The sequence below is a fragment of the Halobacillus sp. K22 genome (assembly GCF_052246795.1).
Taxonomy (GTDB): domain Bacteria; phylum Bacillota; class Bacilli; order Bacillales; family Halobacillaceae; genus Halobacillus.
In genome coordinates this window covers 1-16,383 of sequence record NZ_JBQQCN010000044.1, presented here as the reverse complement: position 1 = coordinate 16,383, position 16,383 = coordinate 1, and the positions used below count along the sequence as shown (strand labels likewise).

Sequence of the window (16,383 nt, the reverse complement as noted above, 5' to 3'; positions counted from 1 at the left end):
GCGGTAGTACCGCTCGCACGGTTCTGTGAGGAGTGAGGAGCCCTTCTATATGAAAGGCTCCCGCTTACTCGACCGGGAGAAGGAGCTAGGCGAGACCCCACAAGGAGTGGTAACGACTGAGGAGGCTCATGGTAAAAGGAGGATCGACTAAAGTCACCACGTCCTGTGGCAACGTCGATCGACCCTACATCGTGTAGGGCCGCAGGAAAGCGAGTTGTTCCCGTAGCCAGCCCACTCTCTTTATTAGCAACGGACCTGGAATACCTCGAATTCGAGTCTTGCAGATAACGGCCCTATTGCGTAATAAGGCTCTTAAGAAAAATTAACAATAAACTTTAACAGAGCTTTTAAATAAAAAAAGTGGACCCTTCCTTAATTTTAAGGAAGGGTCCACTTTTTTAGGACAAGAATGTTTCGATGACCCGTACGGGATTCGAACCCGTGATACCGCCGTGAAAGGGCGGTGTCTTAACCACTTGACCAACGGGCCTTGTATGTAGGTAACTTTTCTTTGTTAATAGACTCATTATTCAAAGCCATCTAATGCTAAAAAGTAGTGGCGGCGGAGGGGATCGAACCCCCGACCTCACGGGTATGAACCGTACGCTCTAGCCAGCTGAGCTACACCGCCATTAGAAAATATGATGTGTTCAAAGTCACAAGGAATATAGTACACCATGAAAAAAAAACTGTCAATAAAAAATAAAAATATCAGACTAGTATGTAAATTTCGATAGGGAATGAAGGTGGTTTTTGAATGGATAAGGGAGAGGGGCAGGTAGATTTTGTAGAAAGTCTTATGCTTCTTGAAAAAAGCATCGAAGTTTTTGTTTCTGTTCTCCTGTTGTTTTGACAAAATGCTTGTCTTTTATGTGGTTTAATAAAGTTCAATAACAAAAGGAGTGATGAAAAAATGTCAGGTACGGTGATGAAGCGTGAAGAGCGTCAGGCAACACTTAAGCAGTCCAATTTAGGTAGAGGATTACAAAAAGCTTCACTGGGGATGTTTTCGTTTATGGCTGACAAAGGTGTTTTCCACATGGTGCTTTCCTTATTGTTGGGACGAGCAATTATATTATCTTCTATGGCACCGTTCTCGGTTGCATTTTTAGCCGTGATCTGGTGGTTAAAAAGACCTTTAGTCGTGCCGGTTACGATTATGATGGCGGCAGGGGCGTCTACCTACAGTTTCACACATGCCGGATTCGTAGTGGGAGCATCGACGACTTTTTTGCTCTTAAGTCTGGCGCTGCGCAGAACAAGTCACCCCCAGAAATGGCTGCCCACTGTTGCATTATTAGCAAGTTTGCTTCCCCGTACGGCAAGCCTCGCATTACTCGATCGATGGCAGCTTTACGAACTTACTTTGATGTTAGCTGAAGGAGTTCTTACTTTTATACTTGTACTAATATTTATGCAGAGTCTTCCTTTATTATCACCGCAAAAATATCATCCGACATTAAAAAATGAGGAAATTGTCTGCTTAATCATATTATTAGCTTCCGTGTTAACTGGAATGATTGGATGGCAGATTCAAGGTGTAGCGGTGGTCGATGTCTTCGCACGCTACCTGGTTATTCTCCTTGCTTATATTGCAGGGGCTGCAATTGGTTCAACGGTTGGTGTTGTTACGGGACTTGTACTTAGCTTATCTAATATGGATCATATCTATCAAATGAGCCTGCTCGCATTTTCAGGCTTATTAGGAGGTTTATTAAAAGAGGGTAAAAAACTGGGGGTGAGTGCGGGGCTTGCTGTAGGTACGTTATTAATTGGATTTTATGTATCCAGTGGAGGAGGGCTGTCCGCTTCAATATGGGCCTCGGTGTGGGCTATTATTTTATTTGTGTTGACTCCAAATTCCTGGGTTAAACGTCTGTCACGTTATATCCCAGGTACAGAAGAGCATAATTCTGAACAACAAAAATACTTACAAAAGGTGCGTGATGTTACCGCTGTACGAGTTGGTAAGTTTTCTGATGTATTTAAAGCGCTTTCTAAGAGTTTTAATGATCTGGACCATTCCAAGGAGGCTGTAGAAGGTACAGAAGAAATCGATTATTTCCTTAGTCATGTAACGGAAAAAACCTGTCAATCCTGTTTTAAGAAGGAAAAATGCTGGGTCACTCAGTTTGATGAGACTCATGATTTAATGACAGGTCTAATGATGGAGTTGGACGAAAGAGGGGAACCTACCAGGATGACCCGGAAAAACGTGGATGTGCACTGTGTGAAATCACAGAAGTTAATCGATACGATGAACCACGAACTGTCCTTCTATCATGCAAATAAACAATTAAAAAAGCAGGTCCTGGAAAGCCGCCGATTTGTAGCGGAGCAGCTTCAGGGCGTATCGGATGTAATGAGTACTTTTGCTAAAGAAATAGTGAAAGAACGAGAACACCATGAACAAAAAGAACAGATTATTTATAATGCCTTAGAAAGAATGGGGATGGACATACAAAAACTTGAAATCTATACGCTGGACGCCGGAAATATTGATTTAGAACTCGTAGTAGAAATCAATAATTACCGAGGGGAAGGAGCGAAAATTATTGCACCTGTGCTATCGGATATTTTAGGGGAAACAATTGTAGTGACGATGGAAGAGATTTCTCCTTATCCTAATGGCAGGTGCTATTTAACATTTGGATCAGCTAAGCACTTTTCGATTGAAACAGGAGTAGCCCACGCAGCAAAAGGAGGAGGGTTTATATCGGGAGACAGCTTTACCATGATGGAACTGGGAAGGGGGAAATATGCACTCGCTATTAGCGATGGAATGGGTAACGGTGAACGTGCTCATGAAGAAAGTATGGAAACGCTAAGACTGCTGAAACAGATTCTGCAATCGGGAATGCAGGAATCCGTAGCTATCCAGTCTATCAACTCTATATTATCACTGCGAACAAATGATGAAATATTTTCGACCTTGGATTTAGCTGTCATTGATTTGCATAAAGCTACCTCCAAGTTTATAAAGGTGGGAAGTACACCTAGCTTTATTAAGAGAGGAGAGCAGATTTTGACTGTCGAGGCCGGAAACCTGCCAATGGGCATTATACCTGAAGTGGATGTGGATATGACCAATGAGCAGTTGAAGGCAGGCGATTTATTGATCATGATGAGTGATGGTATATTAGATGGTCATAATCAAGTAGAGAACGTAGAAATATGGTTCAAGAGAAAAATAAAGGAGGTTTACAGCAGCGAGCCTCAAGTGGTAGCTGATCTTTTGCTGGAAGAAGTGATCCGCACGCATCGAGGTTCCATTAATGACGATATGACGATTCTTGTAGCGAGGATAGACCGGTATATGCCGGAGTGGTCCTCTATCCCTACAGAGAAAAAACAGGCTTAGCCTGCGTATAAGATTCCTCCTTTTCGGCGAAGATGGAAGCAACGAAACAGGAGGGATGTCGAAATGAAAGCAGGCCGATTAAAACAAATTCTGTTATTAACGGATGGATGCTCGAACCATGGAGAAGACCCTATAGCCGTAGCAGCTCTGGCTAGAAATCAGGGTGTAACGGTCAATGTGATTGGCGTTCTTGACGATCGGCAAAATGAGAAGCCTCAAGGGCTTGAAGAAGTTGAATCGATTGCTGAGGCAGGTGGAGGCGTCAGTCAAATTGTATATCAGAAAAGTTTGTCCCAAACCGTGCAAATGGTTACGAGGCAAGCCATGACTCAAACCATTCAGGGGGTTGTTAATAAAGAATTGCAAGAAATTCTCGGAGAGGGTAAAAGTATTGAAGAGTTACCGCCCGCTACAAGAAGTGAAGTCGTAGAAGTCGTAGAAGATTTAGGTGAGGCATGTGAACTTGAAGTACTTGTACTAGTGGATACAAGTGCCAGCATGCAGCATAAATTACCTACAGTGAAAGAAGCGCTATACGATCTTTCTTTAAGCCTTAACGCACGTACTGGATCAAACCAATTCAGTATTTATACATTTCCTGATGCAAAACACACGATCCGGCGAGTCATTAAATGGACGCCGGAACTTGGAGAAATCAGTGGTATTTTTTCTAAACTTTCAAGCGGTGGGTACACGCCTACGGGACCTGCGCTGAAAGAAGCTCTCTATGCCTTTACTGAAAAACCTCTGTTCAGAGGGATGCAGGATGGAGAAGATCCTTATGAAGAAACAGGATTTTAAAATATTTCCCGGGACATATTTACAAGGGAAGTGGAATGGTCATAAATATAAAGTGATTCGAAAACTCGGAGCGGGAGCTTGCGGCGCCGTTTATTTATGTCAAACTTCCCAGGGAGAAAAGGTAGCCCTTAAGGTAGGGCGAGACAGCTCTCGGATGATGCTTGAAGTAAATATGTTGAAGAAATTCAGTAAGGTCCAAGGGGTGAAACTTGGGCCTGCTTTTGTTGATGTAGATGATTGGAAAGCTCCGTCTCTTCAAATATTCCCTTTTTATGTTATGGAATATGTAGAAGGGATACCTCTATCCCATTTTTTAAGAGGAAAAAGTAAAGAATGGATTGGAATTTGTACAATCCAGTTGTTAACCGACCTGGAGCATCTTCACAAAGCGGGGTTCGTTTTTGGAGATTTGAAGACGGACAACTTGCTAATGTCAAATTCAAAAGTTCGATGGATAGATGTAGGAGGCGTTACAGCTATAGGTCGGGCTATCAAGGAATACACGGAATTTTATGATCGAGGGTATTGGGGATTTGGCTCCCGAAAAGCTGAGCCTTCTTATGATTTATTTGCTGTAACCATGATAATGTTAGAGATGGTGTATCCGAGCAAGTTCGAAAAAGGGAGTCATCCAAAAAAAATGCTGGCAGTAAAACTTGCCTCCTCTAATGATTTAAAACCTTATCATTCTTTTATTGCGGAAGTATGGAAAGGAAAGTATCAAAATGCTTCAGAAATGAAACAAGCTTTATCCAATATAGTGATGAAACGAGCACAAAGAACTACTGTTTCCAGGAAGCAAATGAAAACTCAGAAACACTCCTCTGAATGGGGCGAGCTTTTGGCTCTATCTATAGTCGCGGGAGTATTCTGTGGGTTTTCAATATTTAGTTTCTGGATATAAGTGTATTCTTTTGCAGAAGGTGATAAGAGTGGTACGATGGAGAAAGAAAGCAGGCAGTTTGAATTTAACAGGAGTGATCTTCGCATGGAGCAGATCGTCCATTCATTTGTAAAAGAACATCAACTTATTTCCCCTCATCAAACCGTACTCGCAGCAGTATCAGGAGGACCGGATTCGATGGCTCTTCTTCATTTTCTATGTTCCATTAAAGACTCCTGGAGCCTAAGAGTTATTGGTGTGTGTGTAGACCATGGTCTGCGGGGACAGGAGTCCCTGGATGATCTGGAGTTTGTGAAAAATCAATGTGAAGAATGGGACATTGAATTTGCGGGCACCTCTGTCGATGTCCGTTCGTACAGAAGAGAGGCCGGGACGGGAACACAAGAGTCAGCCCGATACTTGCGCTACCAGTACTTTGAGAGAATGATGGAGGAAAGAAAAGCAGATGTACTGGCTATGGGTCACCATGGCGATGACCAGGCTGAAACTATGATAATGCAGCTGGTTCGCAGTGCGCGTCCTGAGTCTTTACAGGGAATGCCGGTTCAGCGACCATTTGGAAGAGGGCGGCTTGTAAGACCATTCCTGTCTTTATCTAAGAGTCAAATTGCTGAGTATAACGCCCGTCATCAAGTAAGGGCGCGGATAGATCCCTCAAATGAGGAGACAAACTACACAAGGAATGCGTTTCGTAAGCATGTCATGCCGTTCTTAAAGGAGCAGAATCCAAAGTTCCATTCTCATATGCAGGCAATGAGCCGAAGGATGAGAGAAGACCAGTCATACATAAGGGAACAGGCCAGAGAAGTATTAGATACCATGTATTTTTCTTCAAATATGAAGAAAATCGTACATTTCTCCTTATCGACTTTTAAAACGTTTCCACTTGCTTTACAAAGAAGTGCCTTTCATCTAATATTGAACTATCTGTATGTTAACCAAACTGAAGATATTTCCTATTTGCATGAGGAAATGTTTATGAACCTATTATATGATCACAAACCGAATGCAAAGCTGGACTTTCCTCAAGGTTTGCAAGCCGTTCGCGCTTATGATGAAGTGACCCTTTCTTTTGACTGTTCAGATGAGGGAGAGACGTATGAATATTCTCTTAATGCTGGAGAGACACTAGTTCTTCCTGATGGAGCTCGTTTATATGCCGAGTGGGGCAGCCCCCAGGAAAAAGAGGGAGATTTTGTCTTTACATGTGATGCTCATCACGTAAATTTACCATTTGTTGTAAGGACGAGGCGGGATGGAGATCGAATGCGTGTGAGAGGAATGAATGGGTCCAAAAAAGTGAAAGATATCTTTATTGACCAGAAAATTCCGGCTCATCTGCGTAGAACGTGGCCGCTTGTAACAGACAGCAGTGGAGAAATCCTATGGCTGGTCGGCTTGAAAAAAAGCGGGGGAAGTACGGATGGATCTTCAGGCACTTGGCTTCGGGTGCATTATGAAAATAAAGCAGAAACGTAGGAGGAGCAGACATGCATAGCGAAATTGAGAAGGTCTTGATTTCTGAAGAAGAAATCCAGAAAAAGTGCAAGGAAATGGGGGCCAACTTAACGGAAGAATATAAGGATTGTTTTCCGTTAGCGATCGGAGTATTAAAAGGTGCAACCCCATTTATGGCGGATTTGCTGAAAAGGGTAGAGATTCACCTTGAGATGGACTTTATGGATGTTTCAAGCTATCACGGTGGTACAAGATCGTCTGGAGAAGTTAAAATTGTTAAAGACCTTGATACAAAAGTGGAAGGTCGCGACATTTTAATTATAGAAGACATCATTGATAGTGGATTGACGTTAAGTTACTTAGTAGACTTATTTAAATACCGTCAAGCTAATTCCATTAAAATTGTAACCCTGCTTGATAAGCCAGCTGGTCGGACTGCTCATATTAAGGCGGATACGATTGGTTTTGAAATACCTGATGAATTTGTTGTGGGATATGGGTTAGATTATCAAGAGAAGTACCGTAATCTACCTTATATCGGGATTCTGAAGCCGGAAGTTTACGGCGGATGAAAAATCGATCGGTGAATATTAGTTTGGAACCTGCAGGAATGAGGGTAATTAGTTGTGTCGTCCGTTTTTGTTATGATACTATTTACTATAGTTTTTCTCGCTTGGGAGGAGGTAGGCAATGAACCGGATATTTCGTAACACTATATTTTATTTACTTATCTTCCTCGTAGTTATCGGCGTCGTCGGTCTATTTAGAGGTCAAGGTGAGCCACAGCAGCAGTTGAACGTAAACGAGTTTTACAATAAATTAAACAATGGTCAAATCGAAGAGATGACCATTCAGCCTGTGAATGGTGTGATTCAAGTCACCGGACAATTGGCTGGAGAAGGTGAAGAAGAAGGGCAATTCTCAGCAAAGATCCCTGCAAACGATGAAGTTGTTTCAAATATCACCCAAACCGCTCAGGAACAAAGCACGCTTCATGTGGAAGAAGAAGAGCAGCCTAGCGCATGGGTGACATTTCTAACATCGATCATTCCGTTTATCATTATTTTCATCTTATTCTTCTTCTTACTTAATCAGGCTCAAGGCGGCGGAAGTCGTGTCATGAACTTTGGTAAAAGTAAGGCTAAGATGTACACGGAAGACAAGAAGAAGGTTCGTTTTAAAGACGTAGCCGGAGCAGACGAAGAAAAGCAGGAACTTGTAGAGGTCGTTGACTTCTTAAAAGATCCTCGCAAATTCTCTGCCGTAGGTGCCCGTATTCCTAAAGGTGTCCTGCTCGTAGGACCCCCTGGTACAGGTAAAACATTACTTGCCCGTGCCGTTGCCGGAGAAGCAGGAGTCCCATTCTTCTCTATCAGTGGTTCGGATTTCGTAGAAATGTTTGTTGGTGTCGGTGCTTCTCGTGTGCGTGATCTATTTGAAAATGCGAAGAAAAACGCCCCGGGCATTATTTTCATCGATGAGATTGATGCCGTTGGACGTCAGCGTGGCGCTGGCCTTGGCGGAGGACACGATGAACGTGAACAGACATTGAACCAATTACTAGTAGAGATGGACGGTTTCGGAGTTAATGAGGGAATCATTATTATCGCTGCCACAAACCGTCCTGATATTCTAGACCCTGCACTTCTACGTCCGGGACGTTTCGACCGTCAAATCACGGTTGAACGTCCAGATGTGAAAGGCCGTGAAGCGGTACTAGCTGTCCATGCAAAAGATAAACCATTATCTGAAAATGTTGATTTGAAAACTATCTCTCTTCGTACTCCAGGTTTCTCAGGTGCAGACCTTGAAAACTTACTGAACGAAGCAGCTCTTGTAGCCGCTCGCGGTGATAAGAATAAAATTGATATGGATGATGTGGACGAAGCAATTGACCGTGTCATTGCTGGACCAGCTAAGAAGAGCCGTGTAATTTCTAATAAAGAACGTAATATCGTAGCTCACCATGAAAGTGGTCATACGGTTATTGGAATGGTTCTGGATGATGCCGATATGGTTCACAAAGTAACGATCGTCCCCCGCGGTCAAGCAGGCGGATATGCCGTCATGCTTCCTAAAGAAGATCGCTACTTCATGACCAAGCCGGAATTGTTTGATAAAATCACTGGTCTGCTAGGTGGTCGTGTGGCTGAAGAAGTCATATTTGGGGAAGTGAGCACAGGTGCTCACAATGACTTCCAACGTGCCACTGCAATTGCTCGCAAGATGGTAACTGAGTATGGCATGAGTGACAAACTCGGCCCTCTTCAATTTGGTTCTAACTCAGGTGGTCAGGTATTCCTTGGCCGCGATATCCAAAACGAGCAAAACTACAGTGACCAAATCGCCTATGAAATTGATCAGGAAGTTCAAAACTTTATCAATTATTGTTACGATCGAGCGAAAACGATTCTTACGGATAATAAATCTAAGCTTGAGTTGATTGCAAAGACTCTACTTGACGTAGAAACTCTTGACGCTACTCAAATCCGCTCCCTGTTCGACAAAGAGCGCCTTCCAACAGATGAAGAGCTGGAAGAGGTTGCCCGTAAGAATAACGCAAAAATCAAGAACAATACTTCATCAGGCGAAGATCATTTTAGTGATGACGATGATGTACGAGTAAATATTCAATCTAAAGAAACAGAAGAAGCAAATGAGTCAGAGTCGACTAAGGATAACTCTTCTACTGAACAAGTAGACGACAAAGACCAAACGTCTGGTTCAGATTCTGAAGATCGTCGTTCTTAATGGCGTTACATGTCACATCGGCCTTTATGGCTGGTGTGACATTTTTTGTGTGCGCACTTGCAGGCAAGTAAAGGGTAAGTTGTGATATGATGGTAGCCGAAGGAAATGAGGCAGGAGGCTGTAAGCATGAATTTTGTCCTTGATGTAGGAAATACGAATACCGTGCTTGGTGTATTTGATAATGGATCATTAAGTTATCATTGGAGAATAAAAACGGATCGACATAAAACGGAAGATGAGTACGGCATGTTGATCAAATCGTTGTTTGATCATGAGGGTTTAACATTTGAAGACATGGACGGTGTGATTATTTCCTCTGTCGTGCCGCCTATAATGTTTGCACTTGAACGTATGTCTCGTTATTATTTTAAAAAGCAGCCCATGATCATAGGAGAAGGGAACGTATCTCATGGTCTTGCTATGAAGTACCCGCATCCTGAGGAGATTGGAGCGGACCGAGTAGTTAACGCAGTAGGGGCTATTGATGATTATCCATTGCCACTGGTCATTATAGATTTTGGTACAGCGACCACCTATTGTTATATTAACGAAAGTGGAGAATATGTGGGAGGCGCCATTGCCCCGGGAATCAACATTTCGATGGAAGCTTTGTATGCTAAAGCAGCGAAACTTCCCAAAATAGAAATTAAGAGTCCCGATCACGTAGTAGGGCAAAGTACAGTAGAAGCGATGCAATCTGGAGTTTTTTATGGATATGTAGGACAAGTAGATGAAGTGGTCCGACGGATGAAAGAAACGTCTGAGACCACCCCGACAGTCATTGCGACTGGAGGACTCGCTACACTGATAGCTGGTCAGTCGAGGACGATTGATCACGTGGATCCCTATTTAACATTAAAAGGTCTTCACAATATATATGAGCGCAACAAAGGAAAAAAAGCATTTAAAGGAGAATGATGAGCCATGTCAGATTATTTAGTACGCGCCCTGGCTTTTGATGGACAAGTAAGAGCTTATGCCGTGCAATCAACGGACACCGTAGAGGAAGCCCGCCGCAGACAGGATACTTGGGCGACGACTTCTGCCGCTTTAGGCCGGACCCTTACCATTAGTTCCATGATGGGAGCTATGCTTAAAGGGGAGGATAAAATCACGGTAAAAGTAGAAGGTGATGGCCCTGCCGGAGCTATTATAGCTGACACAAATGCTAAAGGTGAAGTACGCGGCTACATTATCAATCCTCATGTGGATTTTGATTTAAATCCAAATGGAAAACTGGATGTAGCTCGTGCAGTGGGCACAAATGGAACGTTGAGTGTCGTGAAGGATCTTGGTATGAAAGACCACTTTACCGGACAAGTGCCGCTGGTTTCTGGAGAAATAAGTGAAGATTTCACTTATTATTTCGCTAACTCTGAGCAAGTTCCATCTGCAGTAGGTGCCGGAGTCCTTGTAGACACTGATTACTCCATTCTTGCTTCCGGAGGTTTTGTTATTCAAATGATGCCCGGGGCGGATGATGCCACTACTAGTGAAATTGAAAAACGCTTGTCTGAAATGCCGGCAATCTCAAGCTTAGTCCGAGAGGGCAAGAGTCCTGAAGAGATTTTACAAACAGTGCTGGGAGAAGATAAGCTGCAAATTTTGGATACTATGCCTGTGCAGTTCAAATGTCACTGTTCACGCGAGCGTGTAGAAGTGGCAATAGCAAGCCTTGGGGATGAAGAAATTCAACGAATGATTGAAGAAGATCAAGGAGCAGAGGCTAAGTGTCACTTTTGTAATGAGGATTATCAATTTGATGTGAATCAATTGAAAGACCTGCAATCTCAGGAAACAGAATAATCATTTACCTTATGGAGTAACTATAGTTAGACAGGGCGGAACAATTCTTGTGCATAATTAAAACAGGAATCTTGTTTCGCCTTTTTTTTAAAGGGAACGTTAATAATAAATGATTGAAATGTTTGACAATATGCTCATCCTTCAGTACATTAGAGTTAAATCCTATCAAAATACTTGGTTTTAGGGGTGGAAAAATGAGAATTGTTAATAATGTTAGTGAACTTATCGGTCAGACCCCGATGGTAAAACTAAATGGGTCTGCAGAGGAAGATAGCGCAGATATTTATCTTAAACTGGAATACATGAATCCAGGCAGCTCTGTAAAAGATCGTATCGCGTTATCCATGATTGAAGAAGGAGAGAAGTCCGGAGATCTAAAAGAAGGCGACACCATTATTGAACCTACCAGTGGAAACACGGGGATTGGGCTCGCCATGGTTGCAGCCGCTAAAGGCTACAAATCCATTCTTGTCATGCCGGATACAATGAGTCAGGAACGACGTAACCTGCTTCGTGCTTATGGGGCAGACCTTGTCCTGACGCCGGGAAGTGAAGGTATGAAAGGTGCTATTAAAAAAGCTGCTGAACTTCAAAAACAGCATAACTATTTCATGCCTCAGCAATTTAATAACGAAGCCAATCCAAGAATCCATGAAAAAACTACTGGTCCTGAAATTGTGGAACAGATGGGTGACCAATTAGATGCTTTTGTTGCTGGAATCGGCACAGGCGGAACTATTACAGGTGCAGGTAAGGTGTTGAAAGAAAAGTATCCTGACATTCAAATTCATGCGATAGAACCAGAGGGCTCACCTGTATTATCGGGAGGAGACCCAGGTCCTCACAAAATTCAGGGTATTGGAGCCGGTTTTGTACCTGGAATCTTGAATACGGAAATATACGATGAAGTTCATCAGGTAAATACAGAAGATTCTTTTGCAGCTGCGCGCGAGGCCGCCCGTAAAGATGGAATTCTAGGCGGAATTTCTTCTGGATCAGCGATTCACGTGGCTAAGCAGGTAGCTAAGAAACTTGGTAAAGGTAAAAAAGTTGTAGCAGTGATTCCGAGTAATGGGGAACGTTATCTATCTACACCACTATATCAATTCGAAGAAGAAGAATAATTAATTCTTAAAAAATGCGCTCTTTTACAGGGCGTATTTTTTTATGGGAATCACAAACGGGTACGGTAAGTGATAGAAATAAAAAAATGATGTAAGATAGGGAAAGAAGCTTTTAAAGAAAGAGGTACCGGCCATGGGATTTAAGTTGAAAATGCAGAACCACTCATACGATTTATCCAAACGAACATTAGTCATGGGCATTTTAAATATTACCCCGGATTCTTTTTCAGACGGCGGCAGGTTTAACACGGTGGGAGGAGCTGTCCAGCGTGCAGCTGCTATGGAAAAGGATGGGGCCCATATCATTGATATAGGCGGGGAATCCACGCGTCCAGGACATGAACCGATTAGTGAAAAAGAAGAAATTGAACGTGTGATTCCGGTCGTAAAAGCTATTCATCAGGAAGTGGACCTCCCTATCTCGATTGATACGTACAAAGCAGAAGTTGCCAGACAGGCTATTGAAGCAGGAGCCTCTATTATTAATGATGTATGGGGCGCTAAAAAAGAGCCAGCCATTGCTGAGGTTGCGGCTCACTATAATGTGCCAGTAATCTTAATGCACAATCGTGACGATAGGAACTATACTTCGTTAATTGACGATATGAAAGCTGACTTAGAGGAAAGCATCACAATAGCTAAGCAAGCCGGAGTTAAAGACGAAAATATTGTGCTCGACCCAGGGGTTGGATTTGCTAAAGGAAAAGAAGAGAATTTAGCCGTGATGCGCAATCTGCATCAATTCGAAGCTATGGGTTACCCTCTATTACTTGGCAGTTCTCGTAAATCCTTTATAGGAACCATCCTGGATTTACCTAAAGATGAACGTATGGAAGGTACAGGAGCTACCGTTTGCTACGGCATTGCCCATGGGGTTCATATTGTCCGGGTCCATGACGTGAAACCAATAGCGCGAATGACAAAAATGATGGATGCTATGATGGGAAAGGAAGGTAATAATGGATAAAATATATGTAAATCAAATGGAGTTTTGGGGCTATCATGGCCTTTTTCCGGAAGAAAATAAACTGGGCCAACGGTTTTATGTGGATGCAGAACTTGAATTAGATCTAAAGCCTGCCGCTCAGACGGACGACATGACAAAATCAGTGGATTATGGCGCGATTTATGAGACCTGCAAAAAAGTAGTCGAAGGAGAGGCGCATAAACTAGTGGAAACAGTTGCTGAAAAGCTTTCAGCTGAGTTGTTTAAACAATTCCATCTTGTGCAAGGATGCCGTTTGAAAGTTTATAAACCTGACCCTCCTATCCCTGGGCATTACCAGTCGGTGGCCATTGAAATACATCGGAGCCGAAAAGGATGAATACAGCGTATATCGCACTTGGCTCCAATATTTCCAAAAGAGAAGAGTTTTTAAAGAATGCGGTGGAGAGCATAGAGGATCATCCCGACATTACGGTTGTATTAAAATCAGCGGTGTATGAAACTGCGCCTGTAGGTTATACGGACCAGAATGATTTTTTAAATATGGTTATACAAATTGAAACCTCTCTGCCTCCTTTACAATTACTTGATCACTGTCAGTCTATCGAAAAGGAATTAGGCCGCAAACGAGTAGTGAAGTGGGGGCCGCGTACCATTGATCTTGACATTTTGCTCTATAATCAAGAAAATATGAATGCAGAGCGCCTGATTCTTCCTCATCCACATATGCAAGAAAGAGCTTTTGTCATGGTGCCATTAGCAGAAGTGAATCCGAAAGTAACCATTCCCTTTATAGCTAAACAAGTAGAAGAGATCCTGGAGGATTTGCCGGCTGATGATGTCCGAAGTATGAGGGTATGGGGGAGGATATAAATCGCGTTGAAGTTTTGGTTGATCAGGAGATTGTCGGTAAGTTGAAAAAGTCGATCAGGTGACTAAGCAGCGCTTTTTGTAATATAGAAGCAATCTGTAGATCATGTATCGGACAGTCAATTATTTAGAGACTTAACCTAATTTATAAGAGAAAATCCATGTATGTATGCTCCATGTGAACCGCCTTACTCGTTTGGAAAATGAAAAAGTGGCTATAATGGAAATGCGTACACGTGCTTCGTTGTATTTAAAAGGCTAAAAGATAAACGGACGCATCTGTAGTGAAACAAATGAAACCATGCTTATATTATGGATGAGCTTTTCAATGAATTGGAAGTACACTTGAAAGCATCCTGGTATAGTCGGCGTTGACACAGTTCGACGTCTTTTCTATACTAAACCATAGTTAGAATACTGCCAGTCCGAAGCTGGCAGTTTTTATTATTGAAGCGGCTTACTTTTATAATAGTTAAGGGAATGGAGTGATTAGAATGTCGGAAGAACTCAATGAACAAATGCGGGTGCGCAGAGATAAGTTGAATGCTTACCGTGAACAGGGTTTGGATCCATTTGGCGATAAGTTCGAACGTACACATCTTGCAGAAGATCTTATAGAAAAGTATGATCAGTACAGTAAAGAGGAACTGGAAGAAGAACAGTTTCCTGCAACCATTGCTGGACGAATAATGACAAAGCGTGGAAAAGGAAAAGCGGGATTCACTCATATTCAGGATGTAAGCGGCCAAATTCAGCTATATATTCGTAAAGATAGAATTGGAGAGGAAGCCTACGAAGTTTTTAATACGGCTGATCTGGGTGACATCATAGGGGTAACTGGAGTTATGTTTAAGACAAAAGTAGGTGAGCTTTCCGTTAAAGCGGACGAGTTTCACTTGCTGACGAAGGCTCTTCGTCCCCTTCCTGAAAAATTCCACGGTTTGCAAGACGTAGAACAAAGATACCGTCAGCGCTACTTAGATTTAATTACTAACCCTGGAAGCCGTGACACGTTTATCACGCGGAGTAAGATTATACAATCCATGCGCAGGTACCTGGATGGTCTAGGTTTCTTAGAAGTAGAAACTCCATTAATGCACGGTATTCCGGGAGGAGCATCCGCTCGTCCATTTGTTACTCACCACAATGCACTAGACATGCAGTTGTACATGAGGATTGCCATTGAACTTCATCTGAAACGTTTGATCGTTGGAGGAATGGAAAAAGTGTATGAAATAGGACGCGTTTTCCGTAATGAAGGAGTCTCTACACGACACAATCCAGAGTTTACGATGCTGGAATTATATGAAGCGTATGCTGACTACCACGACGTGATGAGCCTTACTGAAAATATGGTGGCTCACATTGCAAAAGAAGTCCTTGGCTCTGCGAAAGTTACGTATAACGAGCAGGAAATTAATTTAGAGCCAGAGTGGACGAGGCTGCATATGGTCGATGCCATTAAAGAATATACAGGCGTGGATTTCTTTGAGCATATGAGTGATGAACAGGCAAAAGAATTAGCTAAAGAGCATAATGTCGAAATTCAGGATTCTATGACTTTTGGTCATATCGTCAACGAGTTTTTCGAACAATATGTAGAAGATAAATTGATTCAGCCGACATTTATCTATGGACATCCTATTGAAATCTCACCACTGGCTAAGAAGAATCCGGACGACCCGAGATTCACAGACCGTTTCGAATTGTTCATCGTAGGGCGTGAGCATGCCAACGCTTTTTCTGAGCTTAACGATCCAATTGACCAACGAGAGCGTTTCGAAGCTCAATTGAAGGAGCGGGAAGAAGGAAACGATGAAGCTCATATGATGGATGAAGATTTCCTCGAGTCATTAGAATACGGACTTCCACCAACTGGCGGTTTAGGTATTGGTATTGATCGTCTGGTAATGCTGTTAACAGATTCCCCTTCCATTAGAGATGTATTGCTTTTCCCTCAAATGAGAAATCGTGAATCTTAAAACGAATAAAATGACTTTATAAACCCTCGGCTGACAGGCTCCGGGGGTTTCATTTGATTCAATGGAAAGATGATTAGAAAAAAATATGCAAAAAGGTGTTGCCAACATTATTTCAGCGTGGTATATTATTACTTGTCGCATTAAGACAGAGCGGCAAGCCGGCAACGGCAAACAAAAAATCATTAAAAAAGTTGTTGACTTAAACGAGTCACAATGATATGATTATTGAGTCGCTGTTTTGAAGCGGCAAACAAAATCTTTTGATCTTTGAAAACTGAACGAACCAACCAGTACGTCAAGATATTCTTTCATTATTGAAGGAATTCAAACAAGCACATTCGGTGTGCAAATGAGCAAGTCAAACTACTTTTATGGAGAGT

The 16,383-nt window shown here is 42.5% G+C and carries 13 protein-coding genes and 2 tRNA genes; 13 read left to right on the top strand and 2 right to left on the bottom strand.

Annotation, left to right across the window (positions count from 1 at the left end; all coding sequences use genetic code 11):
* Positions 1 to 418: 418 nt before the first annotated feature.
* A tRNA-Glu gene (locus ACTWPM_RS20080) sits at positions 419 to 490 on the bottom strand.
* Positions 491 to 557: 67 nt separating this feature from the next.
* Positions 558 to 631: transfer RNA gene (locus ACTWPM_RS20075), tRNA-Met, on the bottom strand.
* Between the two features lie 282 nt (positions 632 to 913).
* Here ACTWPM_RS20075 and spoIIE point away from each other — a divergent pair.
* The 13 genes from spoIIE (at position 914) to lysS (ending at position 16,003) form a co-directional block, all read left to right on the top strand.
* A complete protein-coding gene (gene spoIIE / locus ACTWPM_RS20070) occupies positions 914 to 3,361 on the top strand; it encodes a stage II sporulation protein E (protein ID WP_443134752.1) in 2,448 nt (815 codons plus the stop codon).
* A 63-nt stretch (positions 3,362 to 3,424) separates the two neighbouring features.
* Positions 3,425 to 4,162 (top strand): VWA domain-containing protein, encoded by a 738-nt coding sequence (locus tag ACTWPM_RS20065; protein WP_443134751.1) that lies wholly within the window; start codon positions 3,425 to 3,427, stop codon positions 4,160 to 4,162.
* Positions 4,143 to 5,066 (top strand): protein kinase domain-containing protein, encoded by a 924-nt coding sequence (locus tag ACTWPM_RS20060; protein ID WP_443134750.1) that lies wholly within the window; start codon positions 4,143 to 4,145, stop codon positions 5,064 to 5,066. Before ACTWPM_RS20065 ends, ACTWPM_RS20060 begins: the two co-directional genes overlap by 20 nt.
* 36 nt (positions 5,067 to 5,102) lie before the next feature.
* Complete coding sequence (gene tilS / locus ACTWPM_RS20055) at positions 5,103 to 6,545, top strand: tRNA lysidine(34) synthetase TilS (RefSeq protein ID WP_443134749.1); 1,443 nt, start codon at positions 5,103 to 5,105, stop codon at positions 6,543 to 6,545.
* 11 nt (positions 6,546 to 6,556) lie between these two features.
* Positions 6,557 to 7,096 (top strand): hypoxanthine phosphoribosyltransferase, encoded by a 540-nt coding sequence (gene hpt / locus ACTWPM_RS20050; protein WP_443134748.1) that lies wholly within the window; start codon positions 6,557 to 6,559, stop codon positions 7,094 to 7,096.
* Positions 7,097 to 7,214: 118 nt separating this feature from the next.
* Positions 7,215 to 9,275, top strand: a complete 2,061-nt coding sequence (ftsH, locus tag ACTWPM_RS20045) for an ATP-dependent zinc metalloprotease FtsH (protein ID WP_443134747.1) — start codon at positions 7,215 to 7,217, stop codon at positions 9,273 to 9,275.
* 126 nt (positions 9,276 to 9,401) lie between these two features.
* Positions 9,402 to 10,193 (top strand): type III pantothenate kinase, encoded by a 792-nt coding sequence (locus tag ACTWPM_RS20040; RefSeq protein WP_443134746.1) that lies wholly within the window; start codon positions 9,402 to 9,404, stop codon positions 10,191 to 10,193.
* Between the two features lie 6 nt (positions 10,194 to 10,199).
* Entirely contained in the window at positions 10,200 to 11,081 is an 882-nt protein-coding gene (gene hslO / locus ACTWPM_RS20035) for an Hsp33 family molecular chaperone HslO (RefSeq protein WP_443134745.1), read from the top strand.
* A 194-nt stretch (positions 11,082 to 11,275) separates the two neighbouring features.
* Entirely contained in the window at positions 11,276 to 12,205 is a 930-nt protein-coding gene (gene cysK, locus ACTWPM_RS20030) for a cysteine synthase A (protein WP_443134744.1), read from the top strand.
* Between the two features lie 133 nt (positions 12,206 to 12,338).
* Positions 12,339 to 13,172, top strand: a complete 834-nt coding sequence (gene folP, locus ACTWPM_RS20025; RefSeq protein ID WP_443134743.1) for a dihydropteroate synthase — start codon at positions 12,339 to 12,341, stop codon at positions 13,170 to 13,172.
* Positions 13,165 to 13,530 (top strand): dihydroneopterin aldolase, encoded by a 366-nt coding sequence (folB, locus tag ACTWPM_RS20020; protein WP_443134742.1) that lies wholly within the window; start codon positions 13,165 to 13,167, stop codon positions 13,528 to 13,530. Before folP ends, folB begins: the two co-directional genes overlap by 8 nt.
* A complete protein-coding gene (folK, locus tag ACTWPM_RS20015; RefSeq protein ID WP_443134741.1) occupies positions 13,527 to 14,024 on the top strand; it encodes a 2-amino-4-hydroxy-6-hydroxymethyldihydropteridine diphosphokinase in 498 nt (165 codons plus the stop codon). The genes folB and folK overlap by 4 nt, the downstream gene beginning before the upstream one ends.
* 491 nt (positions 14,025 to 14,515) lie before the next feature.
* Positions 14,516 to 16,003, top strand: a complete 1,488-nt coding sequence (lysS, locus tag ACTWPM_RS20010; protein ID WP_443134740.1) for a lysine--tRNA ligase — start codon at positions 14,516 to 14,518, stop codon at positions 16,001 to 16,003.
* The last annotated feature ends 380 nt before the right edge of the window (positions 16,004 to 16,383 follow it).